The sequence below is a fragment of the Burkholderia theae genome, from assembly GCF_048565265.1.
Classification (GTDB): Bacteria; Pseudomonadota; Gammaproteobacteria; order Burkholderiales; family Burkholderiaceae; genus Burkholderia; species Burkholderia theae.
This window is the reverse complement of the sequence record NZ_CP183463.1, coordinates 517,075-535,720: the sequence shown is the minus strand read 5'-3', so window position 1 is coordinate 535,720 and position 18,646 is coordinate 517,075. Positions and strand designations below refer to the sequence as shown.

The window sequence follows — 18,646 nt, the reverse complement described above, 5'->3', positions numbered from 1 at the left end:
GTCATTTCAGCACGCATTGTTCAATACAGATCATTCCGGCAGGATCAGCGCTCAAATGACTATTCCCGACCAAGAGGCATGGAACGCATGGCAACCGAACGTACTTGCGCAACGGTTGAGCGATATTCATTTGCCATGGTGCGTCGTCGGTGGATGGGCGCTCGATCTTTGGCATGGCGTGCAAACACGCGAACACAATGATCTGGAATTCACCATTTTACGAGAAGACTTCGACAGATTCCGGCAGGCGTTTGGTGATCTGGAGTTCTATACGGCCCATGCGGGTGTTGTCGAAAAACTGCCGGAAAACCAGCGCACGCCATCCGGCATCATGCAATTCTGGGGATACGATCGCGCTGCCGAACGTTGGCGGATCGATATGATGATCGAGCCGGGAACACCCGAATGGTGGGCCTACAAACGAGACCCGTCGTTCAAGCGGCCGCGTGCCGAAATGGTGATGAGAACCGCCGACGGCATCCCGTTTCTGAATCCCTCCGCGGTACTGCTGTTCAAGGCCCGCGATCGGCGTCCCAAAGACCAGCGGGATTTCGACAATGCATTACCGAAACTGCCGGTTATCGAACGCACGTGGCTGAAAGACTGTCTGGATGTTCTCCACCCCGGCAATGAGTGGGCGCGGATGCTTTGACGGCCGATCGCGTTTCCTTCAATGGCAGCCGTTGGACTAAAGTGAATATTTCTCGGGTATCTTTAGACCGCCACCCTTTACACGAAGGTCAACGATGAGGTCGAGCCATGCAGCTTCAAACCGGTAATCTGTTCAATGTGGAAGGGCAGCGCGGTGGCGACGAGCGGATCGATATCCTCGTCACGGGGCAGCATCTGAATGTCGAACGGATCGTGTCGGTGGGACACGCGAGCCCCGACGGGTTCTGGTATGACGACTCGCGCGCCGAATGGGTCGTGCTGCTGTCGGGGGCGGCCGTGCTCGAGTTCGAAGAGGGTTCGATACGGCACGACATGCGCCCGGGCGACTACGTGCTGATCGAGCCGCATAACCGCCATCGCGTCGCGTGGACGCACGAAGACGAGCAAACCGTGTGGCTTGCTGTTTATTACGAACGCTGAATCACGATTGGCCGGGATGCGACTCGACGCGTAACGGTCGGCCATGCGCCGGATTCGGCAAAACGACATCAACCCGGTGCGGTCTTTGAATACCGCCGGTATCGATGCCCAAATCGCCGGACAACGCGCTGAATTGCGCGCCGGTACGCGTCGAGAATCTTATTCCTGGATCAGGAATCGATTGCGATTCTTCGCATCTTTGATCCATGCGGGCGCGCGACCGCGGCCCGACCAGGTTGCCCCGGACTTCGGATCGCGATACTTCGCCTGCACGGGTGCCGCCGCTTGCTTGGCCGACCGGCCTCGACGTACACCGAAAATGTCCTTTTCGGTAATGCCGAATTCCGCGACCTTGGCGCGGATGTCGTCGACGATCGACTGGAATTCCGCGGCGCGCGCGGCTTCGGCTTTCTCGGCCAAAGCTTCCATTTGGGCTTTCAGTTCCTTGTAAGTCGCCATATATCGCTCGTTGGGGTTGTGTACACACATGATAGCGGTTTAAAGCGGAAATGATGAGGAAATTCTCTTCTACAACGCAATTCGCCATCGATATGGCGTGCAAGACTGTTTCGAACACCTGAAAAGTGCATCGCTTTGGCGAATGCACACATGATTGCCTGCGCACGCGACGCAATCCGGTCGCGTCTCTTTGGTCGTTCGCGGCCGGCTTTCTCTTTCGGGACAAGCGCGGAAGACTCAATTATTCTTTTACTTCTTTCTGACATATCGGGGAATTCACTGATGAACAGGGACGATAAGCTGACACAGGTCGCCGCCGAATTCGGATTCGATCCGGACGAGGAAATCAGGATCGGCGGAAAGTACACGCCGGTTCTGGTCGACGGGAGCACGGCCTATATTGCCGGGCAGATTCCGCGCGTGGGGGAAGTCGTGCGGTTCGTCGGCGTCGTGGGCGAATCCGTTTCGCTGGACGACGGTCGCCGTGCCGCCGGCATATCGGCGCTGCGTGCGCTGTCGCTGGTTCGAAAGCACTGTGGCACGCTCGATGCGATAGCGTCTGTTCCCCGGATGACCGTTTATGTGCGGAGCGCGCCTGACTTCACGATGCAAAGCGAAGTTGCCGACGGCGCATCCGATGTGCTGTATGCGGTGCTCGGCGATGCGGGCGTTCATACGCGTTCGTCCGTCGGCGTGCTGCAATTGCCCAAGGGCGCGTCGGTGGAAGCGGATTTCATTTTTGGATTGCAGCGTGGCAATGCCGGCAGCTGATTTTTCGCGAGCCGGACCTCGCGCGCGGGCCGCTTCGCAAAACAGTCAGACAACCGGCGCATGATGCGCATTTCTGCAATGGCAGGAGGCCTGCAATGCCGAAAGCAAAAAAGAAACTGCTGCCGAAGGACTTTGAAACATTGCTCGACGAAGGCGATGTCGCGAAGCTTCAGGCAGTGTTCGATACCTGCGACGTGAACGCGCGCGGCGGGCCGAGCAAGCGGACCGCGCTGTCGTTCGATCGTTGCCCCGATGATCTCGCGCGCTGGCTTGTTGCGCAGGGCGCGGATATCGGCGCGGCCGACGCGTACGGCAATACGGCGCTGCACGCGCGCGTCCGCAGCCGCCGCGGCCGCTTCGACGTGCTGCTCGAACTCGGCGCGGACGTTCACGATGACGGCGCGTCGATCGGCACCGCGCTGCACGCCGCGGCCGACTCGCGCAATGCGCTGTCTGCCCGCGTGCTGCTCGAGCACGGCGCGCGCGTCGACGCGTTGAACCGCGACGGGCAGACGCCGCTCGAGCGTGCGCTGCGCACCTGCGGCAATGCGGATCTGGAGCACATGGTGGCGCTCGCCGACGTGCTGCTCGACGCCGGCGCGGCGAAGACGCCGCGCATGCAAACCAGCGTCACGGAGATCGGCGAGCGTTTCGAGTTCATGCGCGAGCGCTTCAACCCGGAATCCGTCGACGCGGCCAGCGCCGCGCTGGACCGGCTCTATGCGCTGTTCGACGTGCCGCCGGTGCCGCGCCGTCAGCTGCACGACGGCCGGGCGCCGATCGTCGTCGGGGCCGGCTCGTGGCAGGAGCAGCATCAGGCACTGTGGAAGCAGCTGGTGCCGGGAACCGGGCATGCGGCGACGGTGCAGGGCGAAATCATCCGGATCTCGGGCCGCATCGCACATGAACTCGACCACAACGGAGGCTGCAACTGGGACGCGGACTTCCGCAAGATGGCCGATGCGTTCGCCGCATTCGTGCGCACCGGCACGTCGCTGCCGGCGGCGGATTTGTCAGACGTGGAAGCGGTCGTGCAGGACGTGAAGCGCCAGTCCGGCGACCCGGCGCAACTGTGTCGCTTGGCCGTCGCGTGGGTGCGCCTGAACCCTGATCCGCTCGAACTCGCGCCGCCGTCCTACCGGCGATAACAACGCGCCGTCACGCACGGCGCGATACGTGATCGTGCACAACGCCCGTGTGTGCGGCAAATCCGCATTGCCGATTTGCATGACCGCCGTGCACCGGCGGCAGGTCGTTCAAGTCATTCATCCAGCTCCGCCGTAATTTCCCGAAACCGCCGCTGCGCCAATATCGGCCGGCATCCCCACTTTGGGAGATGCGATCGCCGTGCGGTACGCCTACGATGGACAACAGGGCATCGGGGACCGGATGTCACGAGAACAAGCGGACAGGCCTGCCATTGCGCGTCGAATGCTGTAAACGCCCGCGCGGTTTACTGACACAGCGTCTGCGTACGATGACGCGCAACGTGTGTGGTGGGTCGTTTGCATCGCGGCACGATGGCGCGTTGATGACGGAAGGCCTGACGTCGCATTTCGGGGAATTTCAATCAATATGCTGGCACGAGACTATGTGGAACGAGAGCTCTCTCACATCCAGAGAATGGTGGCTCTCCTGGCAAGCGAGACGCTTGCCGACGACGTGTCGATGTCGGGCGCGGGGCGCGTGAGGCACCCGAGCTACTGGCGTGGGCGAATCGAGGAACTGCTGTCGGCGCCCGATGTGCCGCACCACGTCAGAAAGCTCAGCGAAGCCGTGCTCGCGAAGATCGACGAGATGGAATCGCGGTTTGCGGCGATGAAGTAAGTGCATCGTCGGACCTTGCGCTGAAACGCACGCGCTCCAGCGCATCGTCGATCGTCTTGCCCGTTGCTCACTCGAGCGCCATCACGGCAAGCAGGGCCGCACGAAACGCGGCCATCTCCGCAGCGGTACCGACGGACACGCGCAGGTATTCCGGCGGGCCCGACTCGCGAATCAGGACCCCGTGGCGCAGGAGTCCGCTCCATATCCGGTGGCGATCCGCAAACTTGCCGAACATCACGAAATTGGCATCGGAATCGGCCACCGCGAGCCCCTGGTCACGCAGCCAGCCGACGATCGAATCGCGCTCGGCCTTGATCGCTTCCACTTGCGACAGCATTTCGTCACGGGCAACCAGCGCCGCGCAGGCAGCCGCCTGGGTAAAAGCGGACAGGTGGTACGGCAGGCGAACCAGCTTCAGCGCGTCGACGATCGCAGGTGCGCACGCGCAATAGCCGACACGGCCACCGGCGAATTTGAACGCCTTGCTCAACGTGCGGGTGACGACGAGCCGCGGATGGTTCGGCAGCAGCGTCACCGCGCTGCGGACCCCGTGACGCCGGAATTCCGCATACGCTTCGTCGACGACGACCACGCCCGGCGCGACGTCGAGTATCGCCCGGATCGTGTCGAGCGGAAGCGCGGTCCCGGTCGGGTTGTTCGGCGACGTCAGCAGGATCACGCTCGGCTGATGCGCGCGGATGCTGTCGATCGCCTGATTCAGGTCCAGCGCGAAATCCTCGGTGCGCGGCAGCGTATGCAGGCGCGTGAAGGTCGTCCGGCAGTATTCGTCATACATGGGATACGCGGGCGTAAAGGCCAGCGCCGATCGCCCCGGGCCGCCGAATGCCTGGAGGATCTGCTGGATCACTTCATTCGAGCCGTTGGCCGCCCAGACGCGCGACGCGTCGAGCGTCACGCCGGTGTCGTGTGTCAGATAAGCAGCCAGATGCGCACGCAGCTCGGCAAAGTCGCGGTCGGGATAACGGTTCGCCGCGCGCGCCGCGTCGGCCACCGCGGCCGCGATGCGCTCGACGAGCGCCGGCGACGGCGGATACGGATTCTCGTTGACGTTCAGACATACCGGCACGTCGAGCTGCGGTGCCCCGTACGCGTGCTGCAACTTGAGGTCCTCCCGGAGCGGCAAATCCGACAAGGCGACTTCTTTCCAGGGTTGTTGCATTGAAAACACTCCGTACGTTATCGATTGATCCGCGCAGCGGGTTTTTAAGGCGGCAAAAAACAAAAAAGGCGCCGGAGGCGCCTTGGTCGTTGTCTTGATCGGGAAAGACCCGATTCAATCTCTAGATGCGAAACGAACCACGGCGCAACAGCGGGCGTCCGTGGTGATGGTGCAGCGAGGGGGTGGCGTTTCGAATCGTCATGCGCTGCATCATGGCATACCCTGATCCGGATGAAAAGCCGCCCACGCGATACGTGCCGGCCGAATGTGGCCATTACGTCTGACGAGAAACGGTAACAAACGTGGTATTTCGATCAAACGCAGACGGGTAATTTGAACGATGCCGCCGATTGAGTAAGATTCGCCAAAGACGTTCGACAAAAACGCACGGCGCGGGGTGGCCAGATGCAAATGAACGGTTTGATTCCATTGGCGTGGGTCGATGACCTCTACGCTGCGGCACTCGGCGATCAACGGTGGGACACGGTGCTGGACGGGCTGCGATCGTCGGTCGGCGTGCGCATGGTCACGCTGCTGTCGTTCGACGAAGCGGCGAGGGTGCCGGCGATCGAGCGGGCGGCGGGTGACGATCCGTCCTGGGTTGCCGCGTGTTACCGCACCTACAACACCGAGTTCTACCGGTACGACCCAGTCGTACCGATCGCCGGCAACTGGCCGGCAGGCCGCTGGTTCGAGGACGTCAAGCACTTGTCTCGGCAAGAGCGCGCACACAGCGTGTTCTATCAGGAATTCCTGCATCCATACGGGCTCGGCAGCATCTCGGGCCTGTATATCCATCGCGGCGAGGGCACCGGCGCATTCCTCAGTGTACAGGGCGGCCCCGAATCGCAAGGCCTTTCCGACGATCAGCGCCGCACCATCGAAATCATGGGGGCGCATATCAGCCGCGCGCTGCGGATTCAGGCGCGTATCGGGGAACTCGAGGCGCGCGTGGCCGCCGCGGAGTCGGCGCTCGATGCGATTCCGGTGCCGGTGTTCCTGCTCGGTGAGCGACGCGAGCTGCGCTATACGAATCGCGCGGCCGATCAACTGATCGCGGCGGAGCCGGCGATGCGGATCCTGAACGGGCGTTTCGCGCCGGAAGGCTGCATCGACGATGCGCAGTGGCGGCACGCATTCGCGCGCGGCGGGTTGCTGCTGCGGCGCGCGACGGGCGAACCGTTGCCGCTTGCGTTGATGCCGATTCCCGGACAGTCGCGGCTCGCGCGCGAACGCTCCGGCGTCGCGGCGTTGATGACGGCCGCCGACCTGCGGTCGCCGTCGGCCCGCGCGCAGCGGCTGCGCGTGTTCTACGGCCTGTCGTCGGCCGAAGCCGATCTCGCCGTGCTGCTGTGCTGCGACGGGTTGTCGCCGCAGGAATGCGCGGCGTTGCGCGGCGTGTCGATCGGCACGGTCCGCACGCAGATCAAGTCGATCTATGCGAAGACGGAAGTGGCGCGTGCGTCGCAACTGACGTCGCTGGTCATGCAGACGTGACGGCGTGGCGAGCGCCGACGCTTGCCACCGATTCCCTGTCGTACCTTCCCGGTTCTGCCGCACTTGGTGTGTCGCCGCGGCATCACGCCGGCCTCTCGGCATCGTAGTCAGTCATCCTATGACTACGTCAAGCGAAGCGAAAGATTGCTTTCGAGCGTTCAGAAAGCAACGGCGCAGGTGCGCGCTTCAAATGCGCACCCATTTCCGGAAAACGTTTCGCTAAAAATCACTAAAACAGAGAAAGCGATTCCTCGAAATACGCCGAAAACCCGTGATGACAACGGTTATAGGGGTATGCACCAAGTGAGTTAAACGATTAACCGACGTACATTCGCGTCAACACGTCATACGACGTATGACTCTGCGGTCAGCGAGCACGGCGCGGAAGCCTGCGCATGCCGGCGGATCGCCACACAACAACGATCGACCATCAAGGAGACTCACCATGAAGCACCGATTCACCGGCTCCCGTACCGCCCTGGCCGTCGCGCTGATGGCCGGCTTCGCGATGTCCGCCCAGGCGCGCGTGTTCCGCTCGGCGGACGTGCATGGCGACAACTTCCCGACCAACATGGCGGTGAAGTTCATGGGCGACGAGTTGTCGAAGCAGACGGGCGGCAAGGATTCGATCAAGGTGTTCGGCAACAGCGCGCTCGGCTCCGAGAAGGACACGGTCGACCAGGTCCGGATCGGTGCGATCGACATGGCGCGCGTGAACGGGGCGTCGTTCAACGAGATCGTGCCGGAATCGCTGATCCCGTCGTTCCCGTTCCTGTTCCGCGACGTCGACCATTTCCGCAAGGCGATGTACGGCCCGGCCGGCCAGAAGATCCTCGATGCGTTCACGGCGAAGGGGATGATCGCGCTGACGTTCTACGGGAGCGGCGCGCGTTCGATCTACGCGAAGCGCCCGGTGCGCTCGCCGGCCGACATGAAGGGGCTGAAGGTGCGCGTGCAACCGTCCGACCTGATGGTCGACGAGATCAGGGCGATGGGCGGCACGCCGACGCCGATGCCGTTCGCCGAGGTGTACACGGGCCTGAAGACGGGCCTCGTCGACGCGGCGGAAAACAACATGCCGTCGTACGAGGAAACGAAGCACTACGAAGTGGCGCCCGACTACTCGGAAACGCAGCACGCGATGACGCCTGAAGTGCTGGTGTTCTCGAAGAAGATCTGGGACACGCTGTCGCCGCAGGAGCAGGCGGCGATCAAGAAGGCGGCGGCCGATTCGGTGCCGTACTACCAGAAGCTGTGGACGGCGCGCGAGGCGTCCGCGCAGCAGGCGGTGACGAAGGGCGGCGCGAAAATTTTGCCGGCCGCGCAGATCGATCGCGCGGCGTTCGTGAAGGCGATGCAGCCGTTGTGGACGAAGTACGAGAAGACGCCGCAGATGAAGCAGATCGTCGACGAGATCGAGGCGACCAAGTGACGCGTCGCACTTCCCTGAACAGCGCGGCGGCCGCGGGTTCGTCGGCCGCCGCCCCGGACGGCGCGGCGCCGGCGCGGCCGCATGCCGCGCCGTTTCTGCGTTGCGTGAACGACGTGCTGTTCCGCGTGCTGGCCGTGATCGCATCGCTCTGTCTCGCGGTGCTCACGGTGCTGGTGTTCTACGCGGTCGTGATGCGTTACGTGTTCGAGGATGCACCGGATTTCGTGGAGCCGATCGCGCTGCTGCTCGTGATCGTGATCGCGATGTTCGGCGCGGCGATGAAGGTGCGCGACGGCGGCCATATCGGCCTTGATTCGCTCGTGCGCCGGCTGCCGCCGAAGGCGAGCACCGTGGTCGTCGCGATCCAGCACCTGAGCCTGATCGCGTTCGCGATCATGATCATGGTCGGCTGCGGCAGCATGGCCGCCGAGACGATGGGCGACCGCATTCCGATCATCGGGCTGCCCGAAGGCGTGCGTTACCTGATCGCGATGCCCGCGGCGATCGCGATCATCCTCTTCTCGCTCGAGCACCTGCTCGCGCTTCGTCGTCCCTCGTCGAGACAATAACGCCATGGAACTCGCGATCCTGTCCGTCAGTTTTCTGATTTTTCTCGTGCTAGGCGTGCCCGTGTCGTTCGCGCTCGGGATAGCCTGCGTGCTGACCTATATGGTCGAGGGCCTGCCGATCGCGACCGCGATGCAGGCGATGGTCTCGGGAATGAACGCATTCTCGTTCCTCGCGGTGCCGTTCTTCATCTTCTCCGGCGAACTGATGCTGCACGGCGGCATCGCGGACCGGATCCTGCGCTTCGCGCAGGCGACGGTCGGCCATTTCCGCGGCGGCCTCGGGATGGCGAACGTCGTCGCCTGTACGCTGTTCGGCGGCGTGTCGGGTTCGCCGACCGCCGATACGTCGGCGATGGGCGGCGTGGTGATTCCGCTGATGAAGCGCGAAGGCTACAGCGCCGCGTACGCGGTCAACGTGACGACGCATGCATCGCTCGCCGGCGCGCTGATGCCGACGTCGACCAACATGATCATCTACGCGTTCGCCGCGCAGGGGATCACGGGGATGCTGCACGGCCAGCCGGTGAGCGGCGTGTCGATCGGCGACCTGCTGTTCTCGGGGCTGCTGCCGGTGTTGTGGGTGATGGGCTTCGTGCTTGCCGCCGCGTACTGGCAGGCCGTGCGTCACGGTTATCCGCGCCGCGAAGACGGCTCGTCCGCGCTGCCCGCGTTTCCCGGCTGGTATGCGGTACTGCGCAGCTTCGTCGGCGCGGTGCCCGGGCTGATGGTGATCGCGATCATCCTCGTGTGCGTCGCGAAGGGGATTGCGACCGCGACGGAAGCGGCCGCGATCGCCGTCGTCTACTCGCTCGTGCTGACCGCGATCGTCTACCGGACGCTGACGGTCGCGAAGCTGCGCCGCGCGCTGTCGCATGCGGCACGCACGACGGGCGTCGTGCTGCTGCTGATCGCGGTGTCCAACATGCTGCGCTTCCAGATGTCGTACCTGGAGATTCCGGATGCGATCGAAGGGCTGCTGAAGCAGTCGACCGCCGCGCCGTGGCTGATGCTGCTGTACATCAACATCATCCAGGTGTTCCTCGGCACGTTCGTCGACATGGCCGCGCACATCCTGATCACGACGCCGCTGTTCCTGCCGATCGCGATGGCGTGCGGCGTCGGGCCGGTGCAGTTCGGGATCATGCTGCTGCTGAACTGCTCGCTCGGCCTCGTGCACCCGCCGATCGGATCGGTGCAGTTCGTCGGATGCGCGATCGGCAACGTGTCGATCGGCGAGACCACGAAGATGGCGTGGCCGTATTACCTCGCGATCTTCAGTGCGATCAATATCGTCACCTATCTGCCGTTCTTCTCGACCTGGCTGCCGAGCGTCATCAGCGGGCACGCGGTGTTCTGAGCGCGCGCTTCGCCCGTCGCGGCGCCGGACGACTCAGGTTGTCCGGCGCCGTTTTCATGTCCGCCGTTCCCATTACTTCACTTCAAGCCCCATGAACTCGAAGACACTCTGGCGTACCGTCACGGTGGCCGCGTTCGCGATGGCCGCGTCGCTCGCGCACGCGGCGACGTACGCGTACGTATCGAACAGCGACAGCCGCGACATCTCGGTGTTCAGCGTCGATCCGTCGAACGGCGCGCTGACCGCGATCGAGACCGTGCCGGTCGGCGGCACCGTGATGCCGATGACGCTGTCGCCCGATCATCATCGCCTCTATGCGGCGCTGCGCTCGACGCCGTATCGCGTCGTCAGCTTCGCGATCAACCCGCTTGACGGACGGCTGATCGAGCTGGGGCGCGCGCCGCTCGCGGAGAGCATGGCCTATGTGTCGACCGACGCGTCCGGCCGTTACCTGTTCTCGGCTTCATATGGCGGCAACCTGCTTGCGGTGAACCGGATCGGCGAGAACGGCGTCGCGGGCGACGTGCAGCAGACGGTGAAGACGGGCCCGATGGCGCATGCGATCCGGCTGTCGCCGGACGGCCGCCATGCGTTCGCGTCGGTGCTCGGTGCGGATGCGTGGCTGCGGCTGCCGTTCGACGCGTCGACGGGAACATTGACCGACGTCGCGACGCCGGCCTGCCGGCTGCCGGACAAGTCGGGCCCGCGCCATTTCGTGTTTTCGTCGAACGGGCGCTTCGCGTATCTGATCGACGAGCTCGACGGCAAGCTGCATGTGCTCGCGCTGTCGCGCGGCGGGGCCGATGTGCGGCCGATCCAGACCGTGTCGATCCTGCCGCCCGACTTTCACGGCGACAAGCCGTGGGGCGCGGACCTGCACCTGACACCGGACGGGCGATTCCTGTATGCGTCGGAGCGCACGTCGAGCACGCTCGCCGCGTATCGCGTCGACGCCGCGTCGGGCAAGCTCGAGCGGGTCGGCACGTATGCAACCGAGAAGCAACCGCGCGGCTTCGGCATCGATCCGTCGGGCAACTATCTGCTGGCTGCGGGGCAGTTGTCGCCGACGCTTTCCGTCTACCGGATCGACCGCAACACGGGCCGCCTCGACGGGATCGGCAAGTATCCGGTCGGCAACGGTGCGAACTGGGTGGAGATCGTGTCGTACGACGGGGCGAACTGATGTTCGGCGGACGGGGTGGCGTCGTTCGCGCATGCGGTATGCGCAGCGTTTTCGTCGCCGCGTGGCGTGCGGGTCGTTACACGCTGCGTCATCAACCTGTGCGATGATTCGCCGCTTCGCGTTCGCCGCAGAACGCCCTTGATCGAGGCGCCCGTTTCAGGGTCGTCGCCGATCGCGTTGACACCCGGAGGCGACATGCCCGCACACATCGTTCATGGCAGTACCCTGCATTACCAGGATCGCGGCGCCGGTTTTCCGGTGCTGCTCGGGCACAGCTATCTGTGGGACGCGGCGATGTGGGCGCCGCAGATCGACGCGCTGTCGCGCAAGTATCGCGTGATCGTGCCGGACCTGTGGGGGCATGGCGCATCAGGCGCATTGCCCGAGGGCACGCAGACGCTCGACGATCTCGCCGCGCACGCGAGTGCGCTGCTCGACGCGCTGGAAATCGAACAATGCGCGATCGTCGGGCTCAGCGTCGGCGGGATGTGGGGCGCACGGCTCGCATTGCGCGAACCGCAGCGCGTGCGTTCGCTCGTGCTGATGGATGCGTCGCTGGAGGCCGAACCCGACGCGACGCGCCTGCGCTATTTCGGGATGCTCGATGCGATTGCGGCCGCGGGCCGCATTGCGCCGCCGCTGCTCGATGCGATCGTGCCGCTGTTCTTCCGGCTGGACGTCAATCTGGCGGACCCGGTGCCGACCGCGTTCCGCGATGCGCTGGCGAACCTGCCCGCGGACCGGCTGCGGCAATCGATCGTCCCGCTCGGCCGGTTGATCTTCGGCCGACCCGACACGTTGCCGGCGCTGGCCGAACTGGATGCCGAGCGCACGCTGCTGATGTGCGGCGCGGGCGACATGGCGCGCCCGCCGTCGGAAACCGTGAAGATGGCGAGCGTGATCGGTTGCGCGCATGCGCTGGTGCCGGATGCCGGCCACATCTCGAATCTGGAAAATCCCGCGTTCGTCACGCGCGCGTTGCTCGACTGGTTCGACGGGCAACGGCTGTCGTCGAACTGACACGCACGCACGGCGAGCCCCTGCGGCACGGCACTACGCACGCTCGCCGAGCGGCGCGAGCTTCCGGTCGCGGCCGCGTGCGTCATTGAATTCCCCGCGCATCAGGCTCAACGCTTCCGCGCGGCTCGCCACGCACGGCCCGGAACCGGGCAGCGGCTGGCGCGCCGTTTCGCGCAGCGCGAGCACCGACACGATGCCGATGAACGACGCGCCCATCAGGTAGTACGCGGGCACCATCAGGTCGCCGGTGCGATCGACCAGCCACGCGGTGACGAGCGGTGTCGTGCCGCCGAACAGCGACACCGATACGTTGAAGCCGATCGCGAGCGCGCCATAGCGGATCCGGGTGGGAAACAGCGCCGGCAGCGCCGACGGCATCACGCCCGTGAACGTCGACAGCAAGGTGCCGTAGATCAGCATCCCGCCGAACACGGGCAGCATGCCGCCGGTGCGGATCAGCATCAGTGCCGGCACCGACAGCACGAGCAGGCCCACGCAGCCGGCCATCATCACCGGCTTGCGGCCGACCCTGTCCGACAGGTGCCCGGCGTACAGTGTCATCGGCATCATCAGCACCATCACGAGCAGCACCATGAACAGGCCATGCGATTCGCGGAAGTGCAGCGTCGCCGACAGATAGCTCGGCAGGTACGACAGCGCCATGTAGTCGGTCACGTTGAAGATCAGGACCAGGCCGACGCATTGCAGCAACGGCTTCCACTGTTCGACGAGCAGCGTTGCGAAGCCCTGCTTCGGCCGCGCGCGTTCGTCCGCTTCGCGTGCTTCGGCTTCCTTCCTGAACGCCGGTGTTTCCTCGAGCTTCAGCCGTACGTAGAGGCCCACGAGGCCAAGCGGGCCGGCGATGAAGAACGGCACGCGCCAGCCCCATGACAGCAGCGCTTCCTGCGACAGAGTCGCGGTCAGCAACGCGACGGTCGCCGCGCCGAGCGTGTAGCCTATCAGCGTGCCGAACTCGAGGAAGCTGCCCATGAAGCCGCGGCGCTTGTCGGTCGAGAATTCGGCGATGAAGGTGGCCGCGCCGCCGTATTCGCCGCCGGTCGAGAAGCCCTGCACGAGGCGGGCGACGAGCAGCAGCACGGGCGCCATGATGCCGATCGATGCGTAGCTGGGGATCAGGCCGATCGCGAAGGTGCCGACGGCCATCATGATCATCGTCGCGGCGAGCACGCGCTGGCGGCCGATGCGGTCGCCGAGCGGGCCGAACACCATGCCGCCGAGCGGGCGTACGAGGAACGCGGCCGCGAACGTGCCGAAGGTCGCGAGCAGCTGCGCGGACGGGCTGCTGGACGGGAAGAACACCTTGCCGAGCGTGACGGCGATGTAGCTGTAGACACCGAAGTCGAACCATTCCATCGCATTGCCGAACGCCATCGCGCCGACCGCGCGCTTGAGGACGGCAGGGTCGACGATCGTGATGTCATCCAGCTTGACGGACTTGCGCGAAGATCGCGCTTTCGCGGGGTGCGCTTGCGACGGGCTCAATGAACTCTCCTGGAATTGCCTTGGCAGCCGGCCGGGCAGACATGCAGTGGAGTGGTGCGGGCCGATGGACAGCGAAGGCGAATGTCTCATGGGTGCCTCGATGTCGGTCGAGTGACGCGCGCAGCGGGCGACACCGGGCAGATGTGATGTGCGAACCAGTTTAGAGAAACAGGCGCAACCGGCTATCGGCGATGCGCCCGTGATCCGGTTGTAAACGACACGGCGTCGAGCGGTGCCCGTTGCGCCGAATCGCGCGTTTGCGAGCGGATGCGGCTATCCGGCCGGCGCACGCCACTCGGCCGTCGCCAGCCTCGCGATGAAGAAATCGGCGAGCGCGCTGACCTTGGCCGGTCGTGCGCGTGCAGACGGCGTGACGAAGTACAGGCCGCCTTCGGGCAGGCGCCAGTCGGTCAGGATCGGTTCGAGTTGCCGGTCCGCGAAATACGGCGTCGCGGCGAACTCGGGCAACTCGGTGATCGCCAGCCCCGCGAGCACCGTCGGCAGCAACGCTTCCACGCTGGTGCCGCGCAGCATCCCGCCGGGCGTGACCGCGCACGTTTCGCCGTCGTGGCGCGTGAAGCGCCACACGTCGCGCTGGTTTCGGTTCGCGTACGTCAGGCACGGATGGGCACTGAGCTCCTGCGGATGCCGCGGGCGGCCGTGGCGCGACAGATAAGCCGGCGACGCGACGACGAACCGGCGAACCGGCGCAATGAGCCGCGCGACGAGCGACGAGTCTTCGAGGATCGCGATACGCAGTGCGGCGTCGAAGCCTTCGCCGATCAGGTCGGAATGCGTATCGGTGAGGTGCAGATCGACGGAGATGTCCGGATAACTCTCGAAGAATTCGGGCAGCAGCGGCGCAACCCAGCGTGCACCGAACGACAGCGGCGCGGCCAGCTTGACGAGGCCGCGCGGGCGGCTCGACGTTTCGCGCGCGAAATCCTCCGTGTCTTCCGCATCGGCGTAGAGCTTCGCCGCCCGCTCGATCAGCGTATGGCCGTAATCCGTGAGCGCGAGCCGCCGCGACGTGCGGTTGAACAGGCGCCCGCCGAGCCGCTCCTCGAGGCGCGTCACGGCGCGCGAAACCGTCGCGACCGACACGCCCATCGCCGTCGCGGCAGCGGCGAACGAGCCTTCCTCGGCGACCTTCGCGAACATCGCGAAACCTTCAAAATCCGGCAGTTTCGACATCGACATATTTGCAATGATGGTTTGCAATCGTTTCTATTTCGAAAAATAGCACGGCGCCATACATTTGTCTCACCGCAACACAGAGATGAATCATGGAACCCAAACTCGAAAGAAAGAATGCCGTCGCCGCCGGCGATCCCGAATCGGCCATGCTGGAAGTTTTCGCATTCGCGACGCCCAACAGCGTCAAGGTGCCCATCGCGCTGGAAGAGATGGGGGTCGACTATCGGCTCGTGCCCGTCGACCTCCGCCGGGGCGAGCACAAGACCGACGCGTTCAGGGCGATGAATCCGCACGCCAAGGTGCCGGTGCTCGTCGACCGCTCGGCTCACGCCGATGGCGACATCGTACTGAGCGAGTCGGCCGCGATCCTGGTGTACCTGGCGGAGAAGACCGGGCAACTGCTGCCCAGCGACGGTCCGCAACGCGGCAAGGTGTTCGAACAGCTGTTTTTCCACGCGTCGGGGTTGAGCCCGGCTTTTCTGCAGGCCTTCCGGGTGGCGATTCAGGCGTCGCCGGAACCGGACGCGAAAGCGCGCGCGCTGGCGGAAGTGGATCGGACGCTGGGCGTGCTCGAGCATGGGCTCGAACGCAGCCGATACGTGGCCGGCGATGCATACAGCATCGCGGACATCGCGCACTTCGGATGGATGTGGCGCCATCAGTTGATCGGCGCGTCGCTCGACCGCTTTCCGGCCGTCGCACGCTGGTACGACGAAATCGCCGCGCGCCCGGCGGTCGTCACTGCCGTCGATAAAACCCTGGCACTCGCGCGGTAACGCGAGGGCATGCTTTGGCTATTTACGTCACTTGATCAGGAGAACGAAAATGAACGACCGTATCCATGAACTGCTCGACCGCAATCTGCAGGAAGTGTTCGGCGAGGGCGATGCGGCGCGCCGACGCGCCGCGATCGAAGCGCTTTACACCGACGACTGTGTGCTCTACGTGCCGCCCGGCACGTTCGTCGGGCACGACGCGCTCGACAAGTTTGCCGGCGATTTGCGCGCGACGCATCCGCATTTCGTCTACACGCCGCATGGCAAGCCGCAGGCACTTCATAACGCCGGCCGCATCGCGTGGGGTTCCGGGCCGCGCGGCGAAGCGCCCGAATATACGGGCGTGGACGTGATCATCGTGCGCGACGGGAAGATCGCCGCGCTCTATGTGTTCCTCGATTCGGAGCCGTCGTAGGCGTGCGGTGGGCGGGTGGTTTATTCGCCGCGTCGAATGAATCGCTCGTCGAGACAGCTTACGGATAATCCGTGAACCGCGAGGTCGGCGCCGGCAGCGTCGGCGTCGAATAACCGGGCACGTTCGCGCGGAATTGCTGCAGCAGCCCGTTGTCGATGCGGCTCAGCCCGTTGAGCTGCAACTGCATCAGCACACGGGTTCCGGTGGTCGGCGACGTGGTGCCGTTGTAGTTGGTGTACTTCTGGAGCGCGACGCTGACGGCCCAGCAGTCGGCCGCGTACTGGAACCCGAGCAGCCCGCTGACCAGCCGGTGCGCGGCCAGGTCGTAGTCGACCGAGCCGACGCCCGACAACGCATGCGTCAGCGGCCATTGTGCGGACAGCAGTACCTGGTTCTCGGGCTCGTCGTCGAGGGTCGCGTTGGCACGGGCGTACAGGTACGCGAGATTGATCACCTTGCCGGCTGCCGGTTTCCAGTCGATGCCGGCCGTGGCCTGGGTCAGTTCGTTGCTCGACTGGTTGTATTCGACGGCCTGCTGCAGCTCGAGGCCGGTGCCGAGATGGAACGCGGCGCCGGCGATCACGTCGGACGGGCCGACCGTCGGTGGCGTGTCGCCCGGCATCGTGACCTGCGACGCGCGAAAGTAATACTCCTGCGCGAGCACGAAGCGCGCGAGCTCGGTGCCGCTGCCGGCATCGACGAATCGCGTGGTGACGCCGGCCGTCAAGCGGTTCATGTCGCTGACGCGGTCGTCGCCGACGAAGCGGTTGCTCGTGAAGATCTCGGCGAGACCGAAGTCGAGCGGCGCGGTGTCGAACGCCGGCGCGAAGGTCTGGTTGCGGTACGGCGTATAGACGTAGTACAGCCGCGGTTCAAGCGTCTGGATCAGGTCGATGCCGAACAATCGGACCGCGCGCTCGAACGTGGCGCCCATGTCGAGGCTCGCGGTCGGCACGTTGACGGTGAAGTTCTTCGGTTGCCCGGCCGGCGCGTCGCTGCCGATCGACGTGAGGTCGTACGATGCCGCATGCCACTGGAGTTTCGGCGTCACATACCAGCCGGGCGTCACGATCGGGTAGCTGACCGAGGTGTCGAACGTCAGCCGGTTGCCTTCGGTGGAATCGGCGGTCGGGATCGTGAAGCGCGTCGCGTTCACGTCGGCACCGAAATCGAAGCCGCCGACGTTGTAGCGCGTGTATTTCGCATCGAGCTCCGGTTCGCGGTTGTACGGCGGCGTGGTGGTGAACGACTGCCAGTTCTGCACGCGCGCGAGCACCGACCACGGTCCGTGGTTGTAGGTGACGCCCGCTTCCTGCTGGAACAGCGTCTGCGAACCGACGACGAGTGAGTTCGCGCTCGAGAAGTCCGACGGCACCGATGCGTCGGACACGCGGTTGTAGTTCGCATACGCGGCGAAGCCGTTGCCGAGGTTCTCGCGATGCTGGAACGCGATCGAGTAGCGGTTGGTGTGCGTCGTTGCGTCATCCGGCAGCACGCTGACGGACAGCGAGCCGGAATAGGTCGGGCTCAGGTAGCGGTAGTCGGTCGTCAGCATCGCGCCGCGCTTGGTCATCAGCCGGGGCGTGACCGTCAGGTCGTAGTTGGGCGCGAGGTTGAAATAGATCGGCACCGCGATGTCGTCGCCGTTGGTCGAGCTGACCGCGAACGTGGGCGGCAGGATGCCGCTGTGGCGCTCGCCGTTCAGCGGGAACGACATCCACGGAGACGCGAACACCGGGACGCCCGCGAAAAACAGCACGCCGTCGTGCGCGACGCCTTCGCCGGCGTCATTGTCGAGATCGAGCCGCGACGCGCCGAGATACCACGCCGGATCCTTCGTGCAGTGACAGGTCGTGTAGGTGCCGTCGTAGACGACCTCGCGCGCGTCGTCGAGCAGGTCGACGCGCGTGCCGGAGCCCGAGCCGCCCGTGAGGTTGAAGCGGTAGTGCGGCGACGTCATCGTGCCTTCGACGCTGTCGAGCTGCAGATGGGCATCGGGGCCGGCGAATGCATTGCCGTCGTGGACGACCCGCACATGGCCGTACGCGTCGGTCATGTCGGTGTCGGCGTCGTAGTGGATCGCATCCGCTTTCACGACCGACGGGCCGCGGCGCAGTTCGGCGTTGCCGTGCAGCGACAGGTCCTGGTCGACGGTGCCGGTGGCCGTCGCGCCGATGCCGAACGTCGTCGCGACCTGGCCGGTCGCGAGCGGATGCTCGACGAGCTGCGACGCGATGCGCAGCCCCCACGCATCGCCGATCCGGTACGGGTCCGCCGCGGCGTTCAGCAATTGCGCGTCGGCGTCGCGTGGCGCGCAGATCGCGATCGACAGCGCGGCTTCGACGAGCAGCGCGATCGCCGACGCGCG

At 64.9% G+C, this 18,646-nt stretch carries 18 protein-coding genes; 13 read left to right on the top strand and 5 right to left on the bottom strand.

Translation table 11 applies throughout. The annotated features are described in order from the left end of the window. Window positions 1-55: 55 nt before the first annotated feature. Window positions 56-652, top strand: a complete 597-nt coding sequence (locus tag ACN22W_RS35155; RefSeq protein ID WP_419690626.1) for a nucleotidyltransferase domain-containing protein — start codon at window positions 56-58, stop codon at window positions 650-652. 107 nt (window positions 653-759) lie between these two features. Then, complete coding sequence (locus tag ACN22W_RS35150; RefSeq protein ID WP_419690625.1) at window positions 760-1,092, top strand: cupin domain-containing protein; 333 nt, start codon at window positions 760-762, stop codon at window positions 1,090-1,092. A gap of 159 nt (window positions 1,093-1,251) precedes the next feature. Here the strand turns inward: ACN22W_RS35150 and ACN22W_RS35145 are convergent, their stop codons facing one another. Then, window positions 1,252-1,551 carry an H-NS family nucleoid-associated regulatory protein gene (locus ACN22W_RS35145; protein ID WP_048249039.1) on the bottom strand — a complete coding sequence of 100 codons (300 nt, stop codon included), beginning with the start codon at window positions 1,549-1,551 and terminating at the stop codon, window positions 1,252-1,254. A 282-nt stretch (window positions 1,552-1,833) separates the two neighbouring features. On the opposite strand from ACN22W_RS35145, the gene ACN22W_RS35140 reads away from it, so the two are divergent. From ACN22W_RS35140 to ACN22W_RS35130, 3 genes are all read left to right on the top strand, one after another. Beyond that, complete coding sequence (locus ACN22W_RS35140; RefSeq protein ID WP_343492800.1) at window positions 1,834-2,322, top strand: RidA family protein; 489 nt, start codon at window positions 1,834-1,836, stop codon at window positions 2,320-2,322. A gap of 95 nt (window positions 2,323-2,417) precedes the next feature. After that, window positions 2,418-3,470: an ankyrin repeat domain-containing protein gene (locus ACN22W_RS35135; protein WP_419690624.1), complete on the top strand. Its 1,053-nt coding sequence runs from the start codon at window positions 2,418-2,420 to the stop codon at window positions 3,468-3,470. 427 nt (window positions 3,471-3,897) lie between these two features. Next, window positions 3,898-4,149, top strand: a complete 252-nt coding sequence (locus tag ACN22W_RS35130) for a hypothetical protein (RefSeq protein WP_129517442.1) — start codon at window positions 3,898-3,900, stop codon at window positions 4,147-4,149. A 67-nt stretch (window positions 4,150-4,216) separates the two neighbouring features. Here ACN22W_RS35130 and ACN22W_RS35125 read toward each other — a convergent pair whose 3' ends face one another. Then, complete coding sequence (locus ACN22W_RS35125) at window positions 4,217-5,329, bottom strand: histidinol-phosphate transaminase (RefSeq protein ID WP_412026125.1); 1,113 nt, start codon at window positions 5,327-5,329, stop codon at window positions 4,217-4,219. Between the two features lie 411 nt (window positions 5,330-5,740). On the opposite strand from ACN22W_RS35125, the gene ACN22W_RS35120 reads away from it, so the two are divergent. The 6 genes from ACN22W_RS35120 (at window position 5,741) to ACN22W_RS35095 (ending at window position 12,387) form a co-directional block, all read left to right on the top strand. Beyond that, window positions 5,741-6,826 carry a helix-turn-helix transcriptional regulator gene (locus tag ACN22W_RS35120; RefSeq protein WP_419690623.1) on the top strand — a complete coding sequence of 362 codons (1,086 nt, stop codon included), beginning with the start codon at window positions 5,741-5,743 and terminating at the stop codon, window positions 6,824-6,826. A gap of 445 nt (window positions 6,827-7,271) precedes the next feature. Continuing rightward, complete coding sequence (locus ACN22W_RS35115; RefSeq protein WP_419690622.1) at window positions 7,272-8,258, top strand: TRAP transporter substrate-binding protein; 987 nt, start codon at window positions 7,272-7,274, stop codon at window positions 8,256-8,258. Beyond that, entirely contained in the window at window positions 8,255-8,827 is a 573-nt protein-coding gene (locus tag ACN22W_RS35110; protein WP_419690621.1) for a TRAP transporter small permease, read from the top strand. The genes ACN22W_RS35115 and ACN22W_RS35110 overlap by 4 nt, the downstream gene beginning before the upstream one ends. Before the next feature lie 4 nt (window positions 8,828-8,831). Beyond that, the gene (locus ACN22W_RS35105; RefSeq protein WP_048249031.1) at window positions 8,832-10,184 is read left to right on the top strand and encodes a TRAP transporter large permease; all 1,353 of its coding nucleotides are present in this window, start codon (window positions 8,832-8,834) and stop codon (window positions 10,182-10,184) included. A gap of 91 nt (window positions 10,185-10,275) precedes the next feature. After that, window positions 10,276-11,367 (top strand): lactonase family protein, encoded by a 1,092-nt coding sequence (locus ACN22W_RS35100; protein ID WP_419690620.1) that lies wholly within the window; start codon window positions 10,276-10,278, stop codon window positions 11,365-11,367. A gap of 195 nt (window positions 11,368-11,562) precedes the next feature. Continuing rightward, window positions 11,563-12,387 (top strand): alpha/beta fold hydrolase, encoded by an 825-nt coding sequence (locus ACN22W_RS35095; protein ID WP_419690619.1) that lies wholly within the window; start codon window positions 11,563-11,565, stop codon window positions 12,385-12,387. Between the two features lie 33 nt (window positions 12,388-12,420). Here ACN22W_RS35095 and proP read toward each other — a convergent pair whose 3' ends face one another. Both proP and ACN22W_RS35085 read right to left on the bottom strand, forming a co-directional pair. Beyond that, window positions 12,421-13,890, bottom strand: coding sequence for a glycine betaine/L-proline transporter ProP (gene proP, locus ACN22W_RS35090; protein ID WP_419690618.1), 1,470 nt, complete (start codon window positions 13,888-13,890; stop codon window positions 12,421-12,423). Window positions 13,891-14,163: 273 nt separating this feature from the next. Further along, a complete protein-coding gene (locus ACN22W_RS35085) occupies window positions 14,164-15,084 on the bottom strand; it encodes a LysR family transcriptional regulator (protein WP_419690617.1) in 921 nt (306 codons plus the stop codon). Window positions 15,085-15,275: 191 nt separating this feature from the next. Between ACN22W_RS35085 and ACN22W_RS35080 the strand changes: the two genes are divergently transcribed. Next, on the top strand, window positions 15,276-15,863 hold the full coding sequence (locus tag ACN22W_RS35080; RefSeq protein WP_419690616.1) for a glutathione S-transferase family protein: 588 nt from the start codon (window positions 15,276-15,278) through the stop codon (window positions 15,861-15,863). Window positions 15,864-15,912: 49 nt separating this feature from the next. Beyond that, window positions 15,913-16,278, top strand: a complete 366-nt coding sequence (locus ACN22W_RS35075; protein WP_419690615.1) for a nuclear transport factor 2 family protein — start codon at window positions 15,913-15,915, stop codon at window positions 16,276-16,278. A gap of 58 nt (window positions 16,279-16,336) precedes the next feature. Here ACN22W_RS35075 and ACN22W_RS35070 read toward each other — a convergent pair whose 3' ends face one another. Next, window positions 16,337-18,634: an LPS-assembly protein LptD gene (locus ACN22W_RS35070; RefSeq protein WP_419690771.1), complete on the bottom strand. Its 2,298-nt coding sequence runs from the start codon at window positions 18,632-18,634 to the stop codon at window positions 16,337-16,339. Window positions 18,635-18,646 lie beyond the last annotated feature (12 nt).

Coding starts and splice junctions, on each gene's coding strand:
- ACN22W_RS35075 (WP_419690615.1), top strand. CDS start 15,913: ATGAACGACCGTATCCATGAACTGCTCGACCGCAATCTGCAGGAAGTG.
- ACN22W_RS35095 (WP_419690619.1), top strand. CDS start 11,563: ATGCCCGCACACATCGTTCATGGCAGTACCCTGCATTACCAGGATCGC.
- ACN22W_RS35150 (WP_419690625.1), top strand. CDS start 760: ATGCAGCTTCAAACCGGTAATCTGTTCAATGTGGAAGGGCAGCGCGGT.
- ACN22W_RS35155 (WP_419690626.1), top strand. CDS start 56: ATGACTATTCCCGACCAAGAGGCATGGAACGCATGGCAACCGAACGTA.
- ACN22W_RS35120 (WP_419690623.1), top strand. CDS start 5,741: ATGAACGGTTTGATTCCATTGGCGTGGGTCGATGACCTCTACGCTGCG.
- ACN22W_RS35085 (WP_419690617.1), bottom strand. CDS start 15,084: ATGTCGAAACTGCCGGATTTTGAAGGTTTCGCGATGTTCGCGAAGGTC.
- ACN22W_RS35130 (WP_129517442.1), top strand. CDS start 3,898: ATGCTGGCACGAGACTATGTGGAACGAGAGCTCTCTCACATCCAGAGA.
- ACN22W_RS35105 (WP_048249031.1), top strand. CDS start 8,832: ATGGAACTCGCGATCCTGTCCGTCAGTTTTCTGATTTTTCTCGTGCTA.
- ACN22W_RS35125 (WP_412026125.1), bottom strand. CDS start 5,329: ATGCAACAACCCTGGAAAGAAGTCGCCTTGTCGGATTTGCCGCTCCGG.
- ACN22W_RS35115 (WP_419690622.1), top strand. CDS start 7,272: ATGAAGCACCGATTCACCGGCTCCCGTACCGCCCTGGCCGTCGCGCTG.
- ACN22W_RS35100 (WP_419690620.1), top strand. CDS start 10,276: ATGAACTCGAAGACACTCTGGCGTACCGTCACGGTGGCCGCGTTCGCG.
- ACN22W_RS35135 (WP_419690624.1), top strand. CDS start 2,418: ATGCCGAAAGCAAAAAAGAAACTGCTGCCGAAGGACTTTGAAACATTG.
- ACN22W_RS35145 (WP_048249039.1), bottom strand. CDS start 1,551: ATGGCGACTTACAAGGAACTGAAAGCCCAAATGGAAGCTTTGGCCGAG.
- ACN22W_RS35140 (WP_343492800.1), top strand. CDS start 1,834: ATGAACAGGGACGATAAGCTGACACAGGTCGCCGCCGAATTCGGATTC.